Annotated in this window: 23 protein-coding genes; 16 read left to right on the top strand and 7 right to left on the bottom strand. The window is 71.8% G+C overall.

Features of this window, described 5'->3' with window-relative positions:
- Nucleotides 1–784, top strand: a 784-nt coding sequence (locus ABFC67_RS01350) for a hypothetical protein (protein ID WP_346736235.1), incomplete at its 5' end; no start/stop codon positions are given.
- Nucleotides 785–913: 129 nt separating this feature from the next.
- On the opposite strand, the gene kynU is transcribed toward ABFC67_RS01350, so the two are convergent.
- The 4 genes from kynU to ABFC67_RS01330 all read right to left on the bottom strand — a co-directional run bounded on the left by kynU (nucleotide 914) and on the right by ABFC67_RS01330 (nucleotide 4,429).
- Entirely contained in the window at nucleotides 914–2,191 is a 1,278-nt protein-coding gene (kynU, locus tag ABFC67_RS01345; RefSeq protein WP_346736234.1) for a kynureninase, read from the bottom strand.
- A 7-nt stretch (nucleotides 2,192–2,198) separates the two neighbouring features.
- Nucleotides 2,199–2,714, bottom strand: coding sequence for a hypothetical protein (locus ABFC67_RS01340; RefSeq protein WP_346736233.1), 516 nt, complete (start codon nucleotides 2,712–2,714; stop codon nucleotides 2,199–2,201).
- A gap of 13 nt (nucleotides 2,715–2,727) precedes the next feature.
- Nucleotides 2,728–3,735, bottom strand: coding sequence for an amidohydrolase family protein (locus ABFC67_RS01335; protein WP_346736232.1), 1,008 nt, complete (start codon nucleotides 3,733–3,735; stop codon nucleotides 2,728–2,730).
- Between the two features lie 172 nt (nucleotides 3,736–3,907).
- Nucleotides 3,908–4,429 (bottom strand): 3-hydroxyanthranilate 3,4-dioxygenase, encoded by a 522-nt coding sequence (locus tag ABFC67_RS01330; RefSeq protein WP_346736231.1) that lies wholly within the window; start codon nucleotides 4,427–4,429, stop codon nucleotides 3,908–3,910.
- Between the two features lie 185 nt (nucleotides 4,430–4,614).
- On the opposite strand from ABFC67_RS01330, the gene ABFC67_RS01325 reads away from it, so the two are divergent.
- Together ABFC67_RS01325 and ABFC67_RS01320 are read left to right on the top strand one after the other, a co-directional pair.
- Nucleotides 4,615–5,163, top strand: a complete 549-nt coding sequence (locus tag ABFC67_RS01325) for an isochorismatase family protein (RefSeq protein WP_346736230.1) — start codon at nucleotides 4,615–4,617, stop codon at nucleotides 5,161–5,163.
- A complete protein-coding gene (locus ABFC67_RS01320) occupies nucleotides 5,141–6,109 on the top strand; it encodes a helix-turn-helix domain-containing protein (protein WP_346736229.1) in 969 nt (322 codons plus the stop codon). Before ABFC67_RS01325 ends, ABFC67_RS01320 begins: the two co-directional genes overlap by 23 nt.
- Nucleotides 6,110–6,114: 5 nt before the next feature.
- Here the strand turns inward: ABFC67_RS01320 and parE are convergent, their stop codons facing one another.
- Entirely contained in the window at nucleotides 6,115–8,004 is a 1,890-nt protein-coding gene (parE, locus tag ABFC67_RS01315; protein WP_346736228.1) for a DNA topoisomerase IV subunit B, read from the bottom strand.
- A gap of 194 nt (nucleotides 8,005–8,198) precedes the next feature.
- Here parE and ABFC67_RS01310 point away from each other — a divergent pair, with 194 nt between their 5' ends.
- The gene (locus tag ABFC67_RS01310) at nucleotides 8,199–8,846 is read left to right on the top strand and encodes a hypothetical protein (protein ID WP_346736227.1); all 648 of its coding nucleotides are present in this window, start codon (nucleotides 8,199–8,201) and stop codon (nucleotides 8,844–8,846) included.
- A 64-nt stretch (nucleotides 8,847–8,910) separates the two neighbouring features.
- On the opposite strand, the gene ABFC67_RS01305 is transcribed toward ABFC67_RS01310, so the two are convergent.
- Nucleotides 8,911–10,716, bottom strand: coding sequence for an aminopeptidase P family protein (locus ABFC67_RS01305; RefSeq protein ID WP_346736226.1), 1,806 nt, complete (start codon nucleotides 10,714–10,716; stop codon nucleotides 8,911–8,913).
- Between the two features lie 168 nt (nucleotides 10,717–10,884).
- On the opposite strand from ABFC67_RS01305, the gene ABFC67_RS01300 reads away from it, so the two are divergent.
- The 8 genes from ABFC67_RS01300 (at nucleotide 10,885) to ABFC67_RS01265 (ending at nucleotide 17,729) form a co-directional block, all read left to right on the top strand.
- The gene (locus tag ABFC67_RS01300; RefSeq protein ID WP_346736238.1) at nucleotides 10,885–12,555 is read left to right on the top strand and encodes a CTP synthase; all 1,671 of its coding nucleotides are present in this window, start codon (nucleotides 10,885–10,887) and stop codon (nucleotides 12,553–12,555) included.
- Nucleotides 12,552–13,388: a 3-deoxy-8-phosphooctulonate synthase gene (gene kdsA, locus ABFC67_RS01295; protein ID WP_346736225.1), complete on the top strand. Its 837-nt coding sequence runs from the start codon at nucleotides 12,552–12,554 to the stop codon at nucleotides 13,386–13,388. The genes ABFC67_RS01300 and kdsA overlap by 4 nt, the downstream gene beginning before the upstream one ends.
- A gap of 123 nt (nucleotides 13,389–13,511) precedes the next feature.
- The gene (gene eno, locus ABFC67_RS01290) at nucleotides 13,512–14,810 is read left to right on the top strand and encodes a phosphopyruvate hydratase (RefSeq protein WP_346736224.1); all 1,299 of its coding nucleotides are present in this window, start codon (nucleotides 13,512–13,514) and stop codon (nucleotides 14,808–14,810) included.
- A 22-nt stretch (nucleotides 14,811–14,832) separates the two neighbouring features.
- Nucleotides 14,833–15,141 carry a cell division protein FtsB gene (gene ftsB, locus ABFC67_RS01285; RefSeq protein WP_346736223.1) on the top strand — a complete coding sequence of 103 codons (309 nt, stop codon included), beginning with the start codon at nucleotides 14,833–14,835 and terminating at the stop codon, nucleotides 15,139–15,141.
- Nucleotides 15,131–15,832: a 2-C-methyl-D-erythritol 4-phosphate cytidylyltransferase gene (gene ispD / locus ABFC67_RS01280; protein ID WP_346736222.1), complete on the top strand. Its 702-nt coding sequence runs from the start codon at nucleotides 15,131–15,133 to the stop codon at nucleotides 15,830–15,832. The genes ftsB and ispD overlap by 11 nt, the downstream gene beginning before the upstream one ends.
- A gap of 98 nt (nucleotides 15,833–15,930) precedes the next feature.
- Nucleotides 15,931–16,407, top strand: coding sequence for a 2-C-methyl-D-erythritol 2,4-cyclodiphosphate synthase (gene ispF / locus ABFC67_RS01275; RefSeq protein ID WP_346736221.1), 477 nt, complete (start codon nucleotides 15,931–15,933; stop codon nucleotides 16,405–16,407).
- A gap of 1 nt (nucleotide 16,408) precedes the next feature.
- Nucleotides 16,409–17,419 (top strand): tRNA pseudouridine(13) synthase TruD, encoded by a 1,011-nt coding sequence (truD, locus tag ABFC67_RS01270; protein ID WP_346736220.1) that lies wholly within the window; start codon nucleotides 16,409–16,411, stop codon nucleotides 17,417–17,419.
- A 97-nt stretch (nucleotides 17,420–17,516) separates the two neighbouring features.
- Nucleotides 17,517–17,729, top strand: coding sequence for a hypothetical protein (locus ABFC67_RS01265; protein ID WP_346736219.1), 213 nt, complete (start codon nucleotides 17,517–17,519; stop codon nucleotides 17,727–17,729).
- A 16-nt stretch (nucleotides 17,730–17,745) separates the two neighbouring features.
- Here ABFC67_RS01265 and ABFC67_RS01260 read toward each other — a convergent pair whose 3' ends face one another.
- The gene (locus ABFC67_RS01260) at nucleotides 17,746–18,297 is read right to left on the bottom strand and encodes a Smr/MutS family protein (RefSeq protein WP_346736237.1); all 552 of its coding nucleotides are present in this window, start codon (nucleotides 18,295–18,297) and stop codon (nucleotides 17,746–17,748) included.
- Nucleotides 18,298–18,393: 96 nt separating this feature from the next.
- Between ABFC67_RS01260 and surE the strand changes: the two genes are divergently transcribed.
- From surE to ABFC67_RS01240, 4 genes are all read left to right on the top strand, one after another.
- Nucleotides 18,394–19,176, top strand: coding sequence for a 5'/3'-nucleotidase SurE (gene surE, locus ABFC67_RS01255; protein WP_346736218.1), 783 nt, complete (start codon nucleotides 18,394–18,396; stop codon nucleotides 19,174–19,176).
- A gap of 50 nt (nucleotides 19,177–19,226) precedes the next feature.
- Nucleotides 19,227–19,859, top strand: a complete 633-nt coding sequence (locus ABFC67_RS01250) for a protein-L-isoaspartate(D-aspartate) O-methyltransferase (RefSeq protein WP_346736236.1) — start codon at nucleotides 19,227–19,229, stop codon at nucleotides 19,857–19,859.
- Between the two features lie 43 nt (nucleotides 19,860–19,902).
- Nucleotides 19,903–20,508: a YqaA family protein gene (locus ABFC67_RS01245; protein WP_346736217.1), complete on the top strand. Its 606-nt coding sequence runs from the start codon at nucleotides 19,903–19,905 to the stop codon at nucleotides 20,506–20,508.
- Between the two features lie 61 nt (nucleotides 20,509–20,569).
- Nucleotides 20,570–20,985 (top strand): LysM peptidoglycan-binding domain-containing protein (locus tag ABFC67_RS01240; RefSeq protein WP_346736216.1); only part of this gene is annotated, 416 nt, incomplete at its 3' end.

The following is a 20,985-nucleotide window of genomic DNA, read 5'->3' as shown; positions in this document are numbered from 1 at the left end:
CGACACGGGGGTGCGCACGGACCTGATGCCGACCTACATCAGCGGCAGCGCGACGGCGATGCACATCTCGATGAAGGCGTACAACAAGCCGGGCTGGGCGTTGATCGGCACCTACGCGGGCACGGGTACGCACCGCTGGTACATGGACCATCTGTTCGCGCTGGAGCTGAAGGCGAGCCCGCGGATCTACAACATCGCGTTCCACCACAGCAACGCCGCAGGCGGCTACTGGGCGGAGCCGCAGGCGGCGGTGAACCGCGACTTCACGCGCATCCTGTTCAACTCGAACTGGGGCACCAGCAGCAGCACCGATATCGACGCCTACATGGTGCAACTGCCGGCCGGCGCCGTGCCGGATCAAGGCACCACCAGCGGCGGCACCACGGGCGGTACGACCGGCGGTACGACTGGTGGTACGACTGGCGGTACCGATACCGGAGGCACGACGGGCGGCACCACGGGCGGCACGACGGGCGGCACGACGGGCGGCACGACGGGCGGCACCACGGGCGGCACGACCGACGGCACTTCGGGTGGCACCACGGGTGGCACCACGGGCGGCACCACGGGCGGCACCACGGGCGGCACGACCGACGGCACCTCGGGCGGCACTTCGGGCGGCACGACGGGCGGCACGACCGACGGCACCTCGGGTGGCACTTCGGGCGGCACGACCGGCGGCGCTTCGGGCGGCAAGTCGCACAAGCCTGGCAAGCGCTGGTGGTGGAAGTGGGATACCAAGATCACCACCAAGACCACCACCAAGACCACGCGCACGCGCTGACGGCAACCGTGTGCCGACGCCTCTCCGGCCGCCGCAGCAGCGCGGCGGTCGGAGACGGCGAAGCCCCACGGATTCGGCAGATCATGGCCCCGCCTTGCGGGGCCTTTTTTCGTCCCGCCGATATGCGCCTCAGCGCGCCGCGGCCCAAGCCTCGACCGCTTCGGCGAAATGCAGGCAGTCGACGTAGCGGTTGTACAGCGGCGTCGGCGCCACGCGGATGACGTCGGGCTCGCGCCAGTCGCCGACGATGCCGTGCGCGGACAGGTGTTCGAACAGCGCGCGGCCGGCGTCGCGCGGTCCCTTCACGCGCAGGCTGAGCTGGCAGCCGCGACGGAACGGTTCGGCCGGCGTGGCGACTTCGAGCACGCGCTGCAACCGGCTGCGCACCAGCCAGTCGAGATAGCCGGTCAGCCGCTTCGACTTCTCGCGCAGCCGCTGCATGCCGGCGCGGTGGAAGATCTCCAGCGACACGCGCAGCGGCGCCAGCGCCAGGATCGGCGGATTGGACAACTGCCAGCCCTCGGCGCCCGGCGTGGGCACGAATTCGGGGCCCATCCTGAAGCGCGTGGCCTGGTCGTGGCCCCACCAGCCGGCGAAGCGCGGCCGCGGCGTCTGCGCGTGGCGCGCGTGCACGAAGCAGCCGGCGACCGCGCCCGGACCCGAGTTCAGGTACTTGTAGCTGCACCACACCGCGAAGTCGCAATGGCTGTCGTGCAGCGGCACGCGCAGGTTGCCGGCGGCGTGGGCGAGGTCGAAACCGACCACGCAGCCCTTGCGGTGGCCCATCTCGCTGATCAGGCGCAGGTCGAACGCCTGGCCGGTGAGGTATTGCAGGCCGGGCAGCAGCACCAGTGCGGTGCGGTGGCCGTGTTCGTCGAGCGCGCGCTCGATCGCCTGCATCGACAGCGTGCCGCCGGGTTCGTCCGGTTCCAGCTCGATCAGCGCCTCGGCGGGGTCGTGGCCGTGGAAGCGGATCTGCGATTCGACGGCGTAGCGGTCGGACGGGAACGCACTGCGCTCGATGATGATCGCGTGGCGTTCCGCGGTCGGCACGTAGAAGCTCACCATCATCAGGTGCAGGTTGACGGTCAGCGAGTTCATCGCGACCACTTCGGCCGCTTCCGCGCCGACCAGCTCGGCGAGGTGCTCGCGCACCTCGGCGTGGTAGGGCATCCACGGGTGGCGGCCGCGGAAGTGCGCCTCGACGGCGAGCTTCGCCCAGTCGTCCAGTTCGTCGAGCAGCGCCTGGCGCGTCGCGCGCGGCTGCAGGCCCAGCGAATTGCCGCACAGGTAGGTCTGTTCGCCGCCGCCGTGCGGCGGGATCAGGAACTCGCCGCGGAAGGGCGCCAGCGCATCGGCGGCGTCCTGGGCCAGCGCCCAGGCTTCCGTTGCTTCGTAGGCGTGCATCGCGACCTCAGCGCTGCAGGCTGACCGCGACGTCGTCGCAGCCGCGGTCGAATGCCGCCGCCCACGCCGGGCCGGCCTGGCTGGCGGCGGGGCGCACGCAGCGCAACTGCACGGCCAGCATGCCCTTGTGGTAGTAGCGCTCGCTGTAGCTGTAGCGCACCTTGCTCTCGGTCGCGCTGTAGTCGCTGCGGTTCGCCGCGGGCGCGCCCGCGGCCGGCTGGTAGCCGCTCAGCCCCTTGGCGTGCGCGAGCTGGTCCCGGACGTATTGCGCGAAGGCGTCGTCGTTGGCGATGCGGCGCGCGCTGACCGTCACACGCGCCAGCGAGTCGGCCGCGCTGGGCGAAGGATCGCGCACCTGGAAGGCAATGAACTGCGGATCGCCTTCGGTCTTCTCCATGATCGCGTTCCAGTCGGACGGCGCGCTGAAGCGCACGCCGCCGTCGGCCAGCGCGTAATCGCCCGCGTAGGCGGCGGGCAGGGCCAGGGCGAGCACGAGCGTCGGCAGGGCGTGGCGCAGGTTCATGGAAGCTCCGGGGTCACTGGAAGCGGTGGAGGGGCAGGCCCAGCCATTCGAGGGCGGTGCCGTGGAACAGGCGTGCGCGGCGGGCGTCGTCGAGGCCGAGCGCCTCGATGCTGCGGCCGGGCTGCTGTTCGCCCAGCGGGAACGGGTAGTCGGTGCCGAGCATCACGCGATCGCCGCCGACCACGTCGAGCAGGTAGGCCAGCGCCTGCGGATCGTGCACGCAGGAATCGAAGTACAGCCGGTCGAAGTACTCGCGCGGGTTGCGCGGGTTGTCGGTGGCGACCAGGTCGGGGCGCATGCGGAAGCCGTGCTCGATGCGGCCGATCGTGTACGGGAAGCTGCCGCCGCCGTGGGCGAAGGCGACGCGCAGCTTCGGCAGGCGCTCCAGCACGCCGCCGAAGATCAGGCAGCAGGCCGCGCGCGACTGTTCGGCGGGCATGCCGACCAGCCACGGCAGCCAGTACTTCGGCATGCTCTCGCGGCCCATCATGTCCCACGGATGCACCAGGATCGCCGCGCCGAGGTCGGCGGCGGCCTCGAAGAACGGGAACAGCTCGGGCGCATCCAGGTTCCAGTCGTTGCAGTGCGAGCCGATCTGCACGCCCTGCAGGCCGAGCTCGTCCATGCAGCGCTCCAGTTCCTGGATCGCCAGTTGCGGCGACTGCAGCGGCACGGTGCCGATACCGGCGACGCGGCGCGGGTGCGCGCGGCACAGCCCGGCGGCGTGGTCGTTCAGATGCCGGTGCAGCTCCAGCGCCTGGTGCCCCTTGGCCCAGTAGGAGAACAGCACCGGCACCGTGGACACCACCTGCACGTCGACGCCGTGTCCGGCGTAGTCGGCGATGCGGTGCTCGATATCGAACGCGCTGTCCCAGACCTCGCGGAAGAACCTGCCGTCCTTGTAGATGCGATGGCAGCCGTCGGTGTGGGTCATCACCGCGAAGCGGTCGTCGCCGTACTTCTCGGCCAGGTTCGGCCAGTCGCGCGGCAGGATGTGGGCGTGGGTGTCGATCTTCAGCATGCAGCGAGTTTAACCGCAGATCGCCGCGGCGGCGGCGTGCTGCCGATCACGCTGCCGGTGCGGAATGCGCCGATGCCGACGTGCGCGTCGGCGCGCCGATGCGGTCGCCGGCGCCGTGTCGCGCGGCTGTCGGCGCCTTGCCGGCGCGCGTCCGGCTGCGGCCGGGGCGCCTTCAGCGGTACTTGTCCGGCGCCGGATGCACGTGGCCGCAGGCCTTGCAGGTGCGCGCGTCGAGCGAGCGGTAATAGCGCTCGAACACCGGCGGGAAGTCGCGCTCGATGTCGCCGAGCGTGAAGTACTCCTCGTACAGCTTGTGGTTGCAGCGCTCGCAGAACCACAGCAGGCCGTCCTTCTCGCCGGCCAGGCGCTTGCGCTCGATCACCAGACCGACCGAACCCGGCATGCGCTGCGGCGAGTGCGGCACGCGCGGCGGCAGGTAGAAGATCTCGCCGGCGCGCAGCGGGATGTCGCGCGCGCGGCCGTCGTCCTGCACACGCAGCACCATCTCGCCCTCGAGCTGGTAGAAGAACTCGGGACCCTCGTCGTAGTGGTAGTCGGTGCGCGCGTTGGGGCCGCCGACCACCATCACGATGAAGTCGCCGTCGACCACGCACTTGTTGCCGACCGGCGGCACGAGCAGGTGGCGGTGCTCGTCGATCCAGCGCTTGAAGTCGATCGGCGGCGGCAGGGCCATGCGGGCATCTCGTCGGGGCGGATCGCCACGATAGCGCCGCCGCGTCCGCGCGCAAAGCCCGCGGGGCGCCGCGAACGGGCCGTCGGGCGTGGCCGGATCCGTCCGCATCGGGTCCCGGCCGGTGCTCGTCGGGCGCGCCCTGCCTGCCTAGAGTGGCGTCTCCTTTCCCCGATGGAGCGTGTCCCATGTCCGCCGATACCGCCGTACTCGCGATCGACATCCAGCAGTCGTTCCTGCACGCCCCTTACTGGCGCGAGGACGACGTGCCCGCGTTCCGCGACGCCGTGCTGCGCCTGCTGCAGGGCGCCGCCGGACGCGGCTGGCCGGTGGTGCGCATCCTGCACCAGGACAACGACGAGGGCTTCACCCCCGAGTCCGGGCTGGTGCGTCCGCTGGAGTGGATGCCGCAGGAGGCCGCGGTGACCTTCCACAAGGGCGTGCACAACGCGTTCACCGACACCGGGCTGCAGGCCTGGCTGCGCGAGCGCGGCATCCGCCGCGTGATCGTCACCGGCATCCGCACCGAGCAGTGCTGCGAGACCACCGCCCGCGTCGCCTCGGACCTCGGTTTCCGGGTCGACTACGTGACCGAGGCCACGCTGACCTTCCCGATGGTCCACACCGGCAGCGGCCGCCGCTACGATGTGGAGGAGATCAAGCAGCGCACGGAGCTGGTGCTCGATGGCCGTTTTGCCCGCATCCGCAGCGTCGATGCCGTCCTCGCCGGCGACTGACGTCTGGTTCGTGCTGCCGCCCGGCGTGGTCCTGCTGGACTTCGCCGGCGCGGCCGAGGCGTTTCGCATCGCGGCCGACTTCGGCGCGGGTTTCCGTCCGCGCGTGACCGCGGCGATCGAGCCGGGGCAGCCGGTGCCGACCTCGCTCGGCCTCGGCCTGGTCGGGGTCGAGCCGCCGCCGGAAGCGCCGGACGCCGACGCGCTGTTGATCGTCTGCGGTGCGGCCGGCGACGCCGGCGCCAGCGATTCGCGCGGCGGCCGCGCGATCGCGCGCTGGCTGCGTCGCGTCGGTCCCGGGCGGCGGTTGGCCTGCATCTGCTCGGGCGCGCTGATGGCTGCGCGTGCCGGCCTGCTCGACGGCCGCCGCTGCACCACCCACCACACGCTGATCGACGCCCTGCGCCAGGCGGCGCCGCACGCCGAGGTGCTGGACAGCCGCGTGTTCGTCGAGGACGGCGGCGTCTACACCAGCGCCGGCATCACCGCCGGCATCGACCTCGCCCTGCACCTGATCGCGGAGATGGCTTCGCCGCGGCTGTCGGCCGACGTCGCGCGCGAGATGGTCGTGTACCTGCGCCGCGCGCCCGACGATCCCGCGCTGTCGCCGTGGCTGCAGGGCCGCAACCATCTCGACATGCGCGTGCACCGCGTGCAGGACGCGCTGGCGCGGGCGCCGCAGCGCGACTGGCCGCTGGAACGGCTGGCCGAACTCGGCCACATGAGCGTGCGCACGCTGACGCGGCGCTTCCGCGACGCGGCCGGGATGTCGGTGCACGACTACCACGCGCGGCTGCGGGTGGCGCTGGCGCGGCAGGCGCTGGCCGCCGGCGACAGCGTCGAGGCCGCGGCGGCGCAGGCCGGGCTCGCTTCGGCGCGGCAGCTCAGGCGCCTGTGGGCCGTCCACGCCGAGGCCACGCCGGGCCTGCACCGGCGGCGCAGCGCGTAGCCGCCTCAGACCTCCAGCGAGGCGAGGTCGCCCTTTTCCTCCAGCCACGCCTTGCGGTCGGTGGCGCGCTTCTTCGCCAGCAGCATGTCCATCAACTGCGCGGTGCTGTCGCCGTCGTCGACGGTGAGCTGCACCAGCCGGCGCGTGTCGGGGTGGATGGTGGATTCGCGCAGCTGCGCGGGGTTCATCTCGCCGAGCCCCTTGAAGCGGGTCACGCTGACCTGGCCCTTCATCTTCTCGCGCTCGATGCGCTGCAGCATCGCGGCTTTCTCGTTCTCGTCGAGGCAGTAGAACACCTGCTTGCCCACGTCGACGCGAAACAGCGGCGGCATCGCCACGAACACGTGGCCCTCGCGCACCAGCGCCGGGAAGTGGCGCAGGAACAGCGCGGACAGCAGGGTGGCGATGTGCAGGCCGTCGGAGTCGGCGTCGGCGAGCACCACCACCTTGCCGTAGCGCAGCCCGGCGAGGTCGTCCTTGCCGGGGTCGCAGCCGATCGCCACGGCCAGATCGTGCACTTCCTGCGAGCCGAGCACCGCGCCGGATTCGACCTCCCAGGTGTTCAGGATCTTGCCGCGCAGCGGCAGGATCGCCTGGAAGTCCTTGTCGCGCGCCTGCTTGGCCGAGCCGCCGGCAGAATCGCCCTCGACCAGGAACAGCTCGGTGCGCGAGAGGTCGCTCGAGGCGCAGTCGGCGAGCTTGCCGGGCAGGGCCGGGCCCTGCGTCACCTTCTTGCGCACCACCTGCTTCTCGGCCTTCAGCCGCGCCGCGGCGCGCTCGATGGCGATCTGCGCGATGCGTTCGCCGAGTTCCACGTTCTGGTTCAGCCACAGCGAGAACGCGTCGTGCGCGGCGCCCTCGACGAAGCCGGCGGCCTGGCGCGAGGACAGCCGCTCCTTGGTCTGGCCGGAGAACTGCGGATCCTGCAGCTTCAGCGACAGCACGAAGGCGATGCGGTCCCACACGTCCTCGGGCGCCAGCTTGACGCCGCGCGGCAGCAGGTTGCGGAAGTCGCAGAACTCGCGCAGCGCCTCGGTCAGGCCCGAGCGCAGGCCGTTGACGTGGGTGCCGCCCTGCGCGGTCGGGATCAGGTTGACGTAGCTCTCCTGCACCAGTTCGCCCTCGGGCACCCAGGCGAAGGCGACGTCCAGGCCTTCCGTGTCGCGCTGCAATCGGCTGACGAACAGCTCGGCCGGCAGCGCCTCGGCGCCCTTCAGCTCGCTGCGCAGGTAGTCGGCGAGGCCGTCCTCGTAGTACCAGCTGTCGACCTCGCCGCTGGCGGCGTCGGTCAGCTTCACCGTCAGTCCGGCGCACAGCACCGCCTTCGCGCGCAGCAGGTGCTTGAGCTTCGGCAGCGAAATCTTCGGCGAGTCGAAGTATTTCGGGTCCGGCCAGAAGCGCACGGTGGTGCCGGTCTGCCTCTTCGGCACGCTGCCGATCGCCTCCAGCGGGCCGGCGCGGTCACCGTCCCTGAAGTTCATGCGGTGCACCTGGCCGTCGCGGCGGATGGTGACCTCCACCTTCGACGACAGCGCGTTGACCACCGACACGCCGACGCCGTGCAGGCCGCCGGAGAAGGCGTAGTTCTTGTTGGAGAACTTTCCGCCCGCGTGCAGGCGGGTCAGGATCAGTTCGACGCCGGGGATGCCTTCCTCCGGGTGGATGTCGACCGGCATGCCGCGACCGTCGTCGCTCACCTCCACCGAACCGTCCGGGTGCAGGACGACCTCGACGTTCTTCGCATGCCCGGCCAGCGCCTCGTCGACCGAATTGTCCACGACCTCCTGCACCAGATGGTTCGGGCGCGAGGTGTCGGTGTACATGCCGGGCCGGCGTTTGACCGGTTCCAGGCCGGAGAGGACTTCGATATCGGCGGCGTTGTAGCGGCTGCTCATGCCAGGTTTGCGCGTGGTGGTGCGGGGGAGCCGGGCAGGATGGCGGGCGTGCGCGGCGCGGTCAAGCCACACTTCAGCAAGCTGTCCATCGGCTGAAGCGGTGCCGGGCCGGTTCAGTATGCGTATCGGCACGGACGCCTAGGTTCGTGGGCGTCGCCGACCCTGCGGCGATCCACGAGTGCGAGGAGGCAATCATGCGCAAGACGATGCTGGTGATGATGGTGGCGGGTGCGTTGGCGCTGCCGGCGTACGCCCAGGTGGGCGGGGCACGCATCGGCGGCGGCGTGGCCGGGCAGGTGGGTGGCCAAGTGGGCGTCGGCGGTGGCGCGCTCAACGGCGCGGCGGGCGGCCGCATCGGCGCCGCCGGCGATCTGAACCGGGCGACCGACCCGGCCGATGCCGCGGCGACGCGCGCCGCCGAGCGCGCGCACCGCAAGACGAAGCACGCCGCGCCGGACGCGGCCGCGCAGGCCGGGGCCGCGGCCGACACGCACGGCAGCGCGGTGACCGGTGCGGTGCAGGATGCCCAGGCGGCCGGTGGCCAGGTCGGCACCAGCGTGCGCGACACCGCGCGCGATGCCGCGCAGGGCGCGACGCACGCCAGCCAGACCGCGCTCGACCGCGTCAACGACGGCAGCGGCCAGGCGGCCGCCAATTCGGAACTGGGTGCGGACGGCAGCGGGTCCGTCGCGGGCGCGGGCGTCGAGGCCTCCGGCCACGCCGATGCGGGCGGCAGCGCCGCGGTCGACGGCAAGGCCGATACGCAGCGCCGCGGCGAGTCCGGTACGCACAAACCGTCGAAGAAGAACGACGGCGGCAAGGACGCGCCCGCCGGGCGCTGAGCGCGCCGGCGCTTTCGTTCGACGCTTCGCCCCGGGCCGCGCAACGGCCCGGGGCGTTTTCTTTTCACGCGGGCTGCAGCGGCGCGCAGCGACGCTGCAGCCAGGCGCGGTCGCCGGCGTCGTCCAGCAGCGGCGCCAGCTTTTCCAGCACGCCGGCGTGGTAGGCGTCCAGCCAGGCGCGCTCGGACGGCTCCAGCAGCGCGGGCTCCAGCGCGCGGCTGTCGATCGGGCACAGCGTCAGCGTCTCGAAGGCGAGGAATTCGCCGAACTCGCCGTCGCCGGCGGGTACCGTGGCGGCGAGGTTCTCGATGCGCACGCCGTGGCGTCCCGGCTTGTAGATGCCGGGTTCGATCGAAGTGATCATGCCGGGCCGCAGCGGCTCGAAGCGTGCGCCCGCGCGCGGCGGGCGGATCGACTGCGGCCCCTCGTGCACGTTGAGGAAGTAGCCGACGCCGTGGCCGGTGCCGTGGCCGTAGTCGATGCCGGCCGACCAGATCGGCGCGCGCGCCAGCGCGTCCAGTTGCTGGCCGCTGGTGCCGGCCGGGAAGCGCGCGCGGCTGAGCGCGATCACGCCCTTCAGCACCAGGGTGACGTCGCGGCGCTGCTCCACGGTGGTGGCGCCGAACGCCCACACGCGGGTGATGTCGGTGGTGCCGCCGAGGTACTGGCCGCCGGAGTCGATCAGCAGCAGGCCGTCGCGCGCGACCGTCGCGTGGCGTTCCGGCGTGGCGCGGTAGTGCGGCAGCGCGCCGTTGGCCATGTAGCCGGCGATGGTGGCGAAGCTCTCGCCGACGAAGTGCGCGCGCTCGGCGCGCAACGTACGCAGGCGCGCGTCGACGTCCAGTTCGCTGACCCGCTCGCCGCGCGCCAGCGCCTCGTCCAGCCAGCGCGCGCAGCGCACCAGCGCGGCGCCGTCCTGGCGCATCGTCTCGCGCACGTGCCCCAGCTCGGCGGCGCTCTTGCACGCCTTCGCCAGCGTGCTCGGGTTGGCGGCGGCGATGCGCTCGACGTGGGCGGGCACGGCGTCGGCGGTCGCCCAGGCGACGCGTTCGGGGTCGAACAGCAGGCGCGCGCCGCGCGGCAGCGCGGCGAGCGCGGTGGCGATGCCGGCGTAGGGCGCGAGGCGCACGCCGTCGGCGGCCAGCACGGCTTCCAGCACCGGGCCGATCTTGCCAGCCGGCACGAACAGGGTCGCCTTGTCCGCGGTCAGCAGCAGGTGGGCGACGAATACCGGGTTGTAGGGCACGTCGGTGCCGCGCAGGTTGGTCAGCCAGGCGATGTCGTCCAGGCTGCTGACGAGATGGTGGCTGGCGCCGGCCGCCTGCTTCGCCGCGCGCACGGACGCGAGCTTGTCGGCGCGGGCGCGCACCGCGAACGCGGCCGGATGCTCGACGGCGGGCGCCGACGGCAGCGGCGGGCGCCCGGTCCAGGCGTCTCCGGCAGGATCCTCGGCGACCAGGCTCGCACCGTGCGCGGCGAGCGCCTCGCGCAGCGTCGCCGCCGCGCCGGCGGCGATGCTGTCGCCCGCCACCGCCACGCGCTGGCCGGCACGGATCTGCGCGCACAGCCAGTCCACGTGCTCGGGCGCGTGCGGCACGACGAGGCGCATCAGCGCGATGCCGCTGCCGTCGAGCTCGCGCTCCGCCTGCTCGAAGTAGCGCGAGTCGGTCCACAGCCCGGCGCGATCGGAGGTGACCACCAGCGTGCCGGCGGAGCCGCTGAAGCCGGAGTACCACTGCCGTGCCTGCCAGCGCGCGGGCAGGTATTCGGACAGATGCGGATCGGCGGTCGGCAGGACGCAGGCGGCAATGTCGCGTTCGCGCATCGCGTCGCGCAGCGCAGCGAGGCGCTCGGGAATGGGCTGGGTCATGGCGGCGGATGCTAGCAGGGGACGCCATCCTAGCCGCGCCGCGCCGGCGCAGCTGCTACGCATCGCACACGATCCGCCGGGCATGCGCGCCGCGGCCGCGCCGGCCGGCGCTCGCGGGTTGCGGACCAAGTCTGTAAAATGAGGCTTTACCAGCACGAGCTGCTGTCCATGACCCCCTTGATCTTCGTCACCGGCGGCGTAGTGTCCTCCCTCGGGAAGGGCATCGCCTCGGCCTCGCTCGCGTCCATCCTCGAGGCGCGCGGCCTGAACGTGACCCTGATGAAGCTGGATCCGTACATCAACGTCGATCCAGGCACCATGAGCCCGTTCCAGCACGGCGAGGTCTACGTCACCGACGACGGCGCCGAGACCGACCTCGACCTCGGCCACTACGAGCGCTTCGTGCGCACCCGCCTGACCGGCAAGCATTCGATCACCACCGGCAAGATCTACGAGGCCGTGATCCGCAAGGAGCGCCGCGGCGACTACCTCGGCGCCACCGTGCAGGTGATCCCGCACATCACCGACGAGATCAAGCACTGCGTCTACGAGGCGACGCGCGATCACGACGTTGCGCTGGTCGAGATCGGCGGCACGGTCGGCGACATCGAGTCGCTGCCGTTCCTCGAGGCGATCCGCCAGCGGCGCATCGAGCACGGCCCGCAGAAGTGCATGTTCATGCACCTGACCCTGGTGCCGTTCATCGCCGCCGCCGGCGAGCTGAAGACCAAGCCGACCCAGCATTCGGTGAAGGAACTGCGCTCGATCGGCATCCAGCCGGACGTGCTGCTGTGCCGCTGCGAGCAGCCGCTGCCGGACAGCGAGCGCCGCAAGATCGCGCTGTTCACCAACGTGCCCGAGAAGTCGGTGATCAGCGCGGTCGACGTCGACATCCTCTACAAGCTGCCGCTGTGGCTGCATGCGCAGGGCCTGGACGACATCGTCGTCGAGCAGTTGCGCCTCGACGCCAAGCCCGCCGACCTGTCCGAGTGGGAGCGCACGGTCGCGGCCGCGGAGCACCCGAAGGACGAGGTCACCGTCGCCATCGTCGGCAAGTACGTCGAGCACAAGGACGCCTACAAGTCGCTGGGCGAGGCGCTGCGCCACGGCGGCATCAAGCAGTCCACGCGGGTCAACCTGAAGTGGCTGGACTCCGAGCAGGTCGAGTCCGGCGACGCGCAGGCGCTGCTCGGCGACGTGGACGCGATCCTGGTACCCGGCGGCTTCGGCAAGCGTGGCTTCGAGGGCAAGGTGCAGACCGCCCGTTACGCGCGCGAGCACGGCATCCCCTATTTCGGCATCTGCTACGGCATGCATGCGGCGGTGGTTGACTTCGCGCGCAATGTCGCCGGCATCGCCGACGCCGGCTCCAGCGAGAACGACAAGCACACGCCGAATCCGGTGATCGGCCTGATCACCGAGTGGACCACCGCCTCCGGCGACGTCGAGCGCCGCGACGAAGGCTCCGATCTCGGCGGCACCATGCGCCTGGGCGCGCAGGAGTGCCGGCTCAAGGCGGGTTCGCTGGCGCGCCGGCTGTACGGCCAGGACGTGATCCGCGAGCGCCACCGCCACCGTTTCGAATTCAACAACCGCTACCGCCAGCAGTTCGAGGACCTCGGCCTGGTGATCGCCGGCAAGTCGATGGACGACCTGCTGGTGGAGATGGTCGAACTGCCCGCGCAGCAGCATCCGTGGTTCCTGGCCTGCCAGTTCCACCCCGAGTTCACTTCGACGCCGCGCGACGGCCACCCGCTGTTCATCGGCTTCATCGAGGCCGCACGCCAGTACAAGATGCTGCGCCACGGCCAGCGGCTGGCGCGGGAGGCGGTCGCGTGAGGCTTTGCGGATTCGAGATCGGCCTCGACCGGCCGTTGTTCCTGATCGCCGGCCCCTGCGTGATCGAGTCGATGCAGCTCCAGCTCGACACCGCCGGCAAGCTGAAGGAAATCGCCGGCCGGCTCGGCATTCCCTTCATCTTCAAATCCAGCTTCGACAAGGCCAACCGCACTTCCGTGAGCGGTTTCCGCGGTCCGGGCCTGGAGGAAGGCCTCAAGGTGCTGGCCGAGGTGAAGCGCCAGATCGGCGTGCCGGTGCTGACCGACGTGCACGAATACACGCCGCTGGACGAGGTCGCGGCGGTGGTCGACGTGCTGCAGACGCCGGCCTTCCTCTGCCGGCAGACCGATTTCATCCAGAACGTCGCCCGCGCGGGCAGGCCGGTCAACATCAAGAAAGGCCAGTTCCTCGCGCCCTGGGACATGAAGCACGTCGTCGAGAAGGCGCGCGCGGCCGGCAATGCGGACATCATGGTGTGCGAACGCGGCGCCAGCTTCGGCTACAACAACCTGGTGTCGGACATGCGCAGCCTCGCGGTGATGCGCGAGGCCGGCTGTCCGGTGGTGTTCGACGCCACCCATTCGGTGCAGTTGCCGGGCGGCCAGGGCGGCCGCTCCGGCGGCCAGCGCGAGTTCGTGCCGGTACTGGCGCGCGCGGCGGTGGCGGCCGGGGTGTCGGGTGTATTCATGGAAACCCACCCGGATCCGGACAAGGCGCTGTCCGACGGCCCGAATGCCTGGTATCTCAACAAGATAGAGCCGCTTCTTGAAGTTCTTTGCGAGATCGACCGCGCGGTCAAGCGGGCCGGTTTCCTGGAGACTGACGCTTCGTAAGGCGGGTCTCGGCCCGCCGCCGTCCAGCCGCGGCGCGCGGTGACGGCGGATCGGCGCTCGCCGGGCGTCGGCCGGCGCCAGACCGCACCCCAAACCCATTCCACCTTGACGCGAACCGCCGAGATGACCACCACGATCACGAAGATCCACGCCCGCGAAATCCTCGACTCGCGCGGCAACCCCACCCTGGAAGCGGAAGTCACCCTGGCCGACGGCCGCATGGGCCGCGCCGCGGTGCCGTCCGGCGCCTCCACCGGCACGCGCGAAGCGGTGGAGCTGCGCGACGGCGACAAGGCGCGCTATCTCGGCAAGGGCGTGCGCAACGCGGTCGCCAACGTCAACACCACGATCGCCGCGGCGCTCAAGGGTCACGACGCGGCCGACCAGAAGGGGCTCGACGCCAGGCTGATCGCGCTGGACGGCACGCCCAACAAGGGCCGGCTCGGCGCCAACGCGCTGCTCGGCGTGTCGATGGCGGCGGCGCACGCGGTCGCCGCCGCGCGCGGCGAGGCGCTGTGGCAGTACCTCGCGGCCGGTAAGCCGGGTCACCTGCCGGTACCGATGATGAACATCGTCAACGGCGGCGCGCACGCGGACAACAACGTCGACGTGCAGGAGTTCATGATCCTGCCGGTCGGCGCGTCCAGCTTCGCCGAGGCGCTGCGCGCCGGCGCGGAGATCTTCCACGCGCTGAAGGCCGTGCTGAAGGGCAAGGGCCTCAACACCGCGGTCGGCGACGAGGGCGGCTTCGCGCCCAACCTGCGTTCCAACGAGGAGGCCATCGAAACGATCCTCGAGGCGGTGCACAAGGCCGGTTGCGCCGTCGGCAAGCAGATCCTGCTCGGCCTCGACGCGGCCAGCTCGGAGTTCTACAGGGACGGCAGGTACCACCTGGAAGGCGAGGGCAAGTCCTTCGATTCGGCGCAGTTCGCCGATTTCCTTGCCGGCTGGTGCGCCAAGTACCCGATCGTCACCGTCGAGGACGGCATGGCCGAGAACGACTGGGCCGGCTGGAAGCTGCTCACCGACAAGCTCGGCGGCAAGGTGCAACTGGTCGGCGACGACCTGTTCGTGACCAACCCGGCGATCTTCCGCGAGGGCATCGAGAAGAAGATCGCCAACGCGATCCTGATCAAGGTCAACCAGATCGGCACGCTGTCGGAAACGCTGGAAGCGATCGCGATGGCCGAGAAGGCGAACTACGCCGCGGTGGTGTCGCACCGCTCGGGCGAGACCGAGGACACCACCATCGCCGACATCGCCGTGGCCACCACGGCCACGCAGATCAAGACCGGCTCGCTGTGCCGCACCGATCGCGTCGCCAAGTACAACCAGCTGCTGCGCATCGAGGAGCAACTGGGTGCGGCCGCGCGCTACGCCGGCCGCGGCGCGTTCCCGAACCTGCCCGGCCTGCCGGGCTGAACGGCGCGGAGGGCCGGTCCGCATGCTGCGCTGGATCGCCCTGATCCTGGTGGTGCTGCTGATCGCGCTGCAGCTCAAGCTGTGGGTGGGCGAGGGCGGCATGGGCGAAGTCCGCCTGCTGCGCGCGCGCGTCGCCGCGCAGCAGGACGAGAACGAACGCCTCAAGCAGCGCAACCAGGCGCTGTCCGCGGAAGTGGACGACCTCAAGCACGGCCAGCAGGCGGTCGAGGCGCGCGCGCGCACCGAGCTCGGCCTGATCAAGCCGGGCGAGACGTTCTATCAGGTGGTCGAACCCGGCGCCGCCAGGAAGAAGGACGGCGATGGCAAGTGAGTCCGCCGCGCTGTGGTGCGTGGTGCCGGCGGCGGGGCGCGGCCTGCGTTTCGGCGGCGACCTGCCCAAGCAGTACCTGCCGCTGGCGGGCCGGCCGCTGTTGCTGCACACGCTGGAACGGCTGGCGCGGCACCCGCGCGTGGCCGGGCTGATGGTGGTGCTGGCCGCGCAGGATCCGTGGTGGACCGGCGTCGCCGCGCTCGGCGAAAAGCCGGTGCGCACGGCGGTCGGCGGCGCCGAGCGCGCCGATTCGGTGCTGGCCGGATTGCGCGCGCTGCCGGCATCGGTGCGGGCGGACGATTTCGTGCTGGTGCACGACGCGGCGCGTCCTTGCGTGCGCTACGAGGACATCGGCCGGCTGGTCGCGGAAGGCATTCCCGCGGGCGGGGCGCTGCTCGGCGCGCCGCTGCGCGATACGCTCAAACGCGCCGACGAAGGCGGCCGCGCGCTTGCCACCGAGGCGCGCGATGCGCGCTGGCGCGCGTTCACGCCGCAACTCTTCCGTCGCGGCGAGCTGACTGCGGCGCTGGAGCGCGCGCGTGCCGAGGGCGTTGCGGTCACCGACGAGGCGATGGCGATGGAACGCGCCGGTTTCCGTCCGCTGCTGGTGGAAGGTGCCGAGGACAACCTCAAGGTGACCACGCCGGCCGACCTCGCGCTGGCGGAATTCCTGCTGGCGCGGATCGGTTGAGGCTGCGCGGGCGCCAGGGCCGGGGCCCCGCGGCCGGAATGCGCGCCGTCGCCGCCCGATGCATGATTGCTGATTGCTGACATCACGCGGAGTCGTCCATGCGCATCGGTCAGGGGTTCGATGTTCATGCCTTCGGGCCGGGCGACCATGTCGTGCTCGGTGGCGTGCGCATCGCCCACGACCGGGGCGTGCTCGCGCATTCCGATGGCGACGCGGTGATCCATGCGCTGTGCGATGCGCTGCTGGGCGCGCTGGCGCTGGGCGACATCGGCCGGCATTTCCCGCCGTCGGACCCGCGTTGGCGCGATGCCGACAGCCGCCTGTTCCTGCGCGCGGTGGCGGCCATGCTCGCCGAGCGCGGCTACACGCTGGGCAACGCCGACATCACCGTGGTCTGCGAGCGGCCGAAGATCGCGCCGCACGCGGACGCGATGCGCGCCAATCTGGCCGTCGATCTCGGCTGCGACGTCGGCCAGATCAGCATCAAAGCCACCACCAGCGAGCGGCTAGGCTTCACCGGTCGCGGCGAGGGCATCGCCGCGCAGGCCGTCGCCCTGCTGCTGCCGTCGGCCTGATATGGACGCGCCGCTGCCGTTCGCGCATGGTGGAGCGCCGCTGACCGCGCGGCTGCGCGTCGCACCGGAAGATTTCGTCGTCGAGGAGATCCTCGGCTACGCCGCCGACGGCGACGGCGAGCACGCACTGCTGACCGTCGAGAAGCGTGGTGCCAACACCGAATGGGTGGCGCGCGAGCTGGCGCGCTTCGCCGGCGTGGCGCCGGTCGCGGTCGGCTTTGCCGGCCTGAAGGACCGTCACGCGATCGCGCGCCAGGCGTTTTCCGTGCAGCTCGGCGGCCGCGCCGATCCGGACTGGTCGGCGTTTCCGCACGCCGAGGTGCGCGTGCTGGCGGCGGCGCGGCACCGGCGCAAGCTGAAGCGCGGCGCGCTGGCCGGCAACCGTTTCGTGCTCACGCTGCGCGAAGTCGCCGGCGATCGCGACGCCGCCGAGCGCGTGCTGGCGGCGCTGGTGGCGCGCGGCGTGCCCAACTACTTCGGCGAACAGCGCTTCGGCCGCGGCGGCGACAACCTCGCGCAGGCGCGCGCCATGTTCGCCGGTCGGCGCGTCGACCGCGCGACGCGCGGGCTGCTGCTGTCCGCCGCCCGCTCGCACCTGTTCAACGCCGTGCTGGCCGAGCGTGTGCGGCAGCAGGCCTGGGATGCGCCGCTGGACGGCGAGCTGTGGTGCCTCGACGGATCGCGCTCGTGGTTCGGCCCCGCGCCCTTCGATGCGACGCTGGCGGCGCGGCTGGCGGCGTTCGACATCCACCCCTCGGGGCCGCAGTGGGGCCGCGGCGACACGCCGGCGGCGGGCGCCTGCGGCGAACTGGAGCGTGGCATCGCGGCACCGATGGCGGACCTGGTGGCCGGGCTGGAGGCGGCCGGCCTGGAACACGAACGCCGGCCGCTGCGGTTGCGTGCCCGGGATCTCGCCTGGGCGTGGTCGGGCGCCGACGCGCTGCGCCTCGCGTTCGCGCTGCCGGCCGGCGCCTACGCCACCAGCGTGGTGCGCGAACTCGCCGCAACCTGAGCGGTTCGCACCGGCACTTGCGTCGTGGCGGGAGGCGCGGCATATAGTGGTCTTGCTCACAGGTTTTCACCGTCCGCCGCGACGGAAGGAGGCCACCATGAGAGCAGCACTGTACGTCGCAACGCTCGTTGCCCTGTCCGCGCTGGCCGGCTGTGCCGGCGAGACGACCAAGCCGCAGAACCTTTCCGGCATGTACCCCGGCGACGTCGACTGGGAGAAGGTCGCGAGCGTCAATCAGTGGGCGACAACCAAGGGCGCCACGATCGTGTGGGTCAACGTGCCGCGCAAGCCTGGGGTCGAAGCTCGCTGAGCCGGGCGGCGGTCGTTCAGTCGCGTCGGCGCAAGAGCACCACCACCGCTCCGGTGCCGCCCTGCGCGGCGCGGGCGGAGGCGAACGCCAGCACGTCGCCATGCCGGCGCAGCAGGCCGTCGGTCAGCTTTTTCAGCACCGGTCCGGCGCTGCTGGAACGCAGCCCCTTGCCGTGGATGATCTTCACGCAGGCGCGGCCCGCGCGCAGGTTCTCGGCGAGGAAGTCCGCGATCGTCGCGCGCGCCGCGGCGGCGTTCATCTGGTGCAGGTCGATCTCGTCCTGGATCGCGTAGCCGCCCTGCTTGAGCCGCTTCAGCATCCGCGGCGGGTAGCCGTCGCGCAGGTAGGCAAGCTCCTCGCCGACCTCGACGACGGTCGGGTCGATCGGCGCGGTCAGCAGATCGCCGATCACCGCGACTTCGTCGCGCTGGCTCATGTGCGGGCGCGGCGCGGGCCGTTCGCCGCGCGGTGGTGGCGCCGCCTCGCGCGCGCGCCGCACCGGTCCCACCGCTTCGCGGAACAGGCGGGCGTCGTCGTCGCTGACGCTGGGCGGGCGGCGCGGCTTCATCGACGCCATGGTAGCCACGGCGCGGGTCCGCGGCGAATCCGCTAAACTGCGCACTCGCCGCGGCGCGCCGCGGCCCCGGTTTTCCGACGGATTCTCATGCGTGTCCTAGTCAGCAACGACGACGGCGTCGACGCGCCCGGCCTGCGCGTGCTCGCCGAGCGCCTCGCCGCGGTCGGCGAGGTCACCGTGGTGGCGCCCGACCGCGACCGCTCCGGCGCCAGCAATTCGCTCACCCTCGACCAGCCGATCCGCGTGCTGCGCATGGACGACGGCCGCTACCGCGTCGCCGGCACGCCGACCGACTGCGTGCACCTGGCGTTGTCCGGCCTGCTCGAGCACGAGCCCGACATCGTCGTCTCCGGCATCAACAACTCGTCCAACATGGGCGACGACGTGATCTATTCGGGCACCGTGTCGGCCGCGATGGAGGGCCGCTATCTCGGCCTTCCGGCGATCGCGGTGTCGCTGGCCAGCGAGAACCATCACGGCATCCACTACGATTCCGCCGCGCAGGCGGTGCTGCTGGTGATGCGGCGGCTGCTGGTCGATCCGCTGCCGGCCGACACCATCCTCAACGTCAACGTGCCGGACCGGCCCTGGGGGGAGATCCTGGGGTTCGAGGTCAGCCGGCTCGGCCGTCGCCACCGCTCGGCGCCGTGCATCGCGCAGACCGACCCGCGCGGGCGGCCGATCTGGTGGATCGGCCCGGCCGGCGCGGCCGAGGACGACGGCCCGGGCACCGACTTCGACGCGGTGCGCCGCGGCTTCGTCTCGGTCACGCCGATCCAGGTCGACCTGACCCGCTACCAGGCGCTGGAGAAGATCGCCGGCTGGGTCGGCGCGCTGTCCATGGCGGACGCGAAAGAGCAGGCCGCGTGAAGCCGACCGGTTCCCTCACGCGCGGCGCTGGCGATGCGCAGGGCCTGGGCATGACCTCGCAGCGCGCGCGCGACCGCCTGGTCATGCGCCTGCGCGAGGAAGGCATCCGCGACCTGCGCGTGCTCGACGTGATGCGCAAGCTGCCGCGCCACCTGTTCGTCGACGAGGCGCTGGCCTCGCGCGCCTACGAGGACACCGCGCTGCCGATCGGCCACGGCCAGACCATCTCGCAGCCGTGGATCGTCGCGCGCATGACCGCGGTGCTGCTGGAAGGCGGCGTGCCGCAGCGCGTGCTGGAAATCGGCACCGGTTCTGGCTACCAGGCCGCGGTGCTGGCTTCGCTGGTGCCGGAGCTGTTCACCGTCGAGCGCATCGAGGAACTGCTGCGCCAGGCGCGCCGGCGTTTCCGCCAGATGAAGATCGGGAACATCCGCTCGCGCCACGACGACGGCGCGCTGGGCTGGTCGGCGGAGGCGCCGTTCGACGCGATCATTCTCACCGCCGCCGGCGAGATCGTGCCGCAGGAGCTGTTCGCGCAACTGCGCCCGGGCGGCGTGCTGCTCGCGCCGGTGGGGCCGAGCGGGCAGCAGCAACTGGTGCGCATGCGCGCCGGCGCCGACGGCGTCGAGACGGAAGTGCTGGGCCCCGTCAGCTTCGTGCCGCTGCTGGGGGGGCTGGCTTGATGGCCCTGCACGCGGCGGCGCACACGCACGGAACGAAGGTCTGATGCGCCTGTTCAAGCCGCTGTACGAAATGGCGATGCGCTGGGCCGTGCACCCGCGCGCGGAACCCTATCTGGGCGGGCTCAGCTTCGTCGAGGCCTTCATCTTCCCGGTGGCGCCGGAGCTGATGCTGGCGCCGATGACGCTGGCCAAGCCGCTGCGCGCCTGGCGCTACGCGACGATCAGCCTGGCCGGTTCGCTGCTTGGCGCGCTGATCGGCTACGCGCTCGGCCACTACGCGTTCGACGCGGTGAAGCCGCTGTTCGCCGATCTCGGCTGGCTGCCGGCGATCGAGACCTGGGTCGGGCGCCTGCGCGCCGACGCGGCCGCGCACCCGTGGGGCGTGTTCCTGACCCTGGTGCTGGCCGGCTTCGTGCCGGTGCCGCTGAAGATCTTCACCTGGGCCTCGGGCATCGTCGGCGTGCCGCTGCTGCCGTTCATCGCCAGCATGGCGGTCGGGCGCGGCAAGCGCGTCTACCTGCTCGCGGCGCTGCTGCGTTACGGCGGCCGACGCGCCGAGCAGCTGCTGCACCAGCACATCGAGTGGCTGGGCTGGGCCGTGCTGGGCGCGCTCGGGCTGCTCGGCGCGTGGTGGTTCTGGCTGCATTGATATGCTTGCGGCCATGACGCGACTGCGACATTTTCGCTTTTGCGGCACGTTGGCGGCGGCCTTGGTCCTGGCCGGCTGCGCCACCTCGCCGGCGCCGGTGGTCGACCGCTCGATCGGCGGTTCGGGAGCTGCCGTCGCGTCCGCGGCCGCGCCGGCATCCGGCAGCTACCGCGTGCAGGGTGGCGACACGCTGTACAGCATCGCCTTCCGCCACGGCCTCGACTACCGGGAGCTGGCGCGCTGGAACGGCATCGCCGCGCCGTACACGATCCGCCCCGGCGAGTCGCTGCGGCTGACCGCGCCGGCGGACGCGCGGGTGGCCGCTTCCGCACCGGCGCCGCGGTCGCCCGCCGTCGCCGAAGTGGCCGGGGCGCCGACGCCGGCCGGCGTGTTCGAACCGGTGCCCGAGGCGCCGCGGACGGCCGGCGCGCCAGCGCCTGCCGCGCCGCAGCCTGCCGCGTCCGGGCGCCCGGCTGC

Origin of the sequence: Mizugakiibacter sp. (assembly GCF_039680435.1) — a bacterium.
GTDB lineage: Bacteria > Pseudomonadota > Gammaproteobacteria > Xanthomonadales > Rhodanobacteraceae > Mizugakiibacter.
Note: the sequence above shows the minus strand (reverse complement) of the source record. Positions and strands in the feature narration are given on the sequence as shown.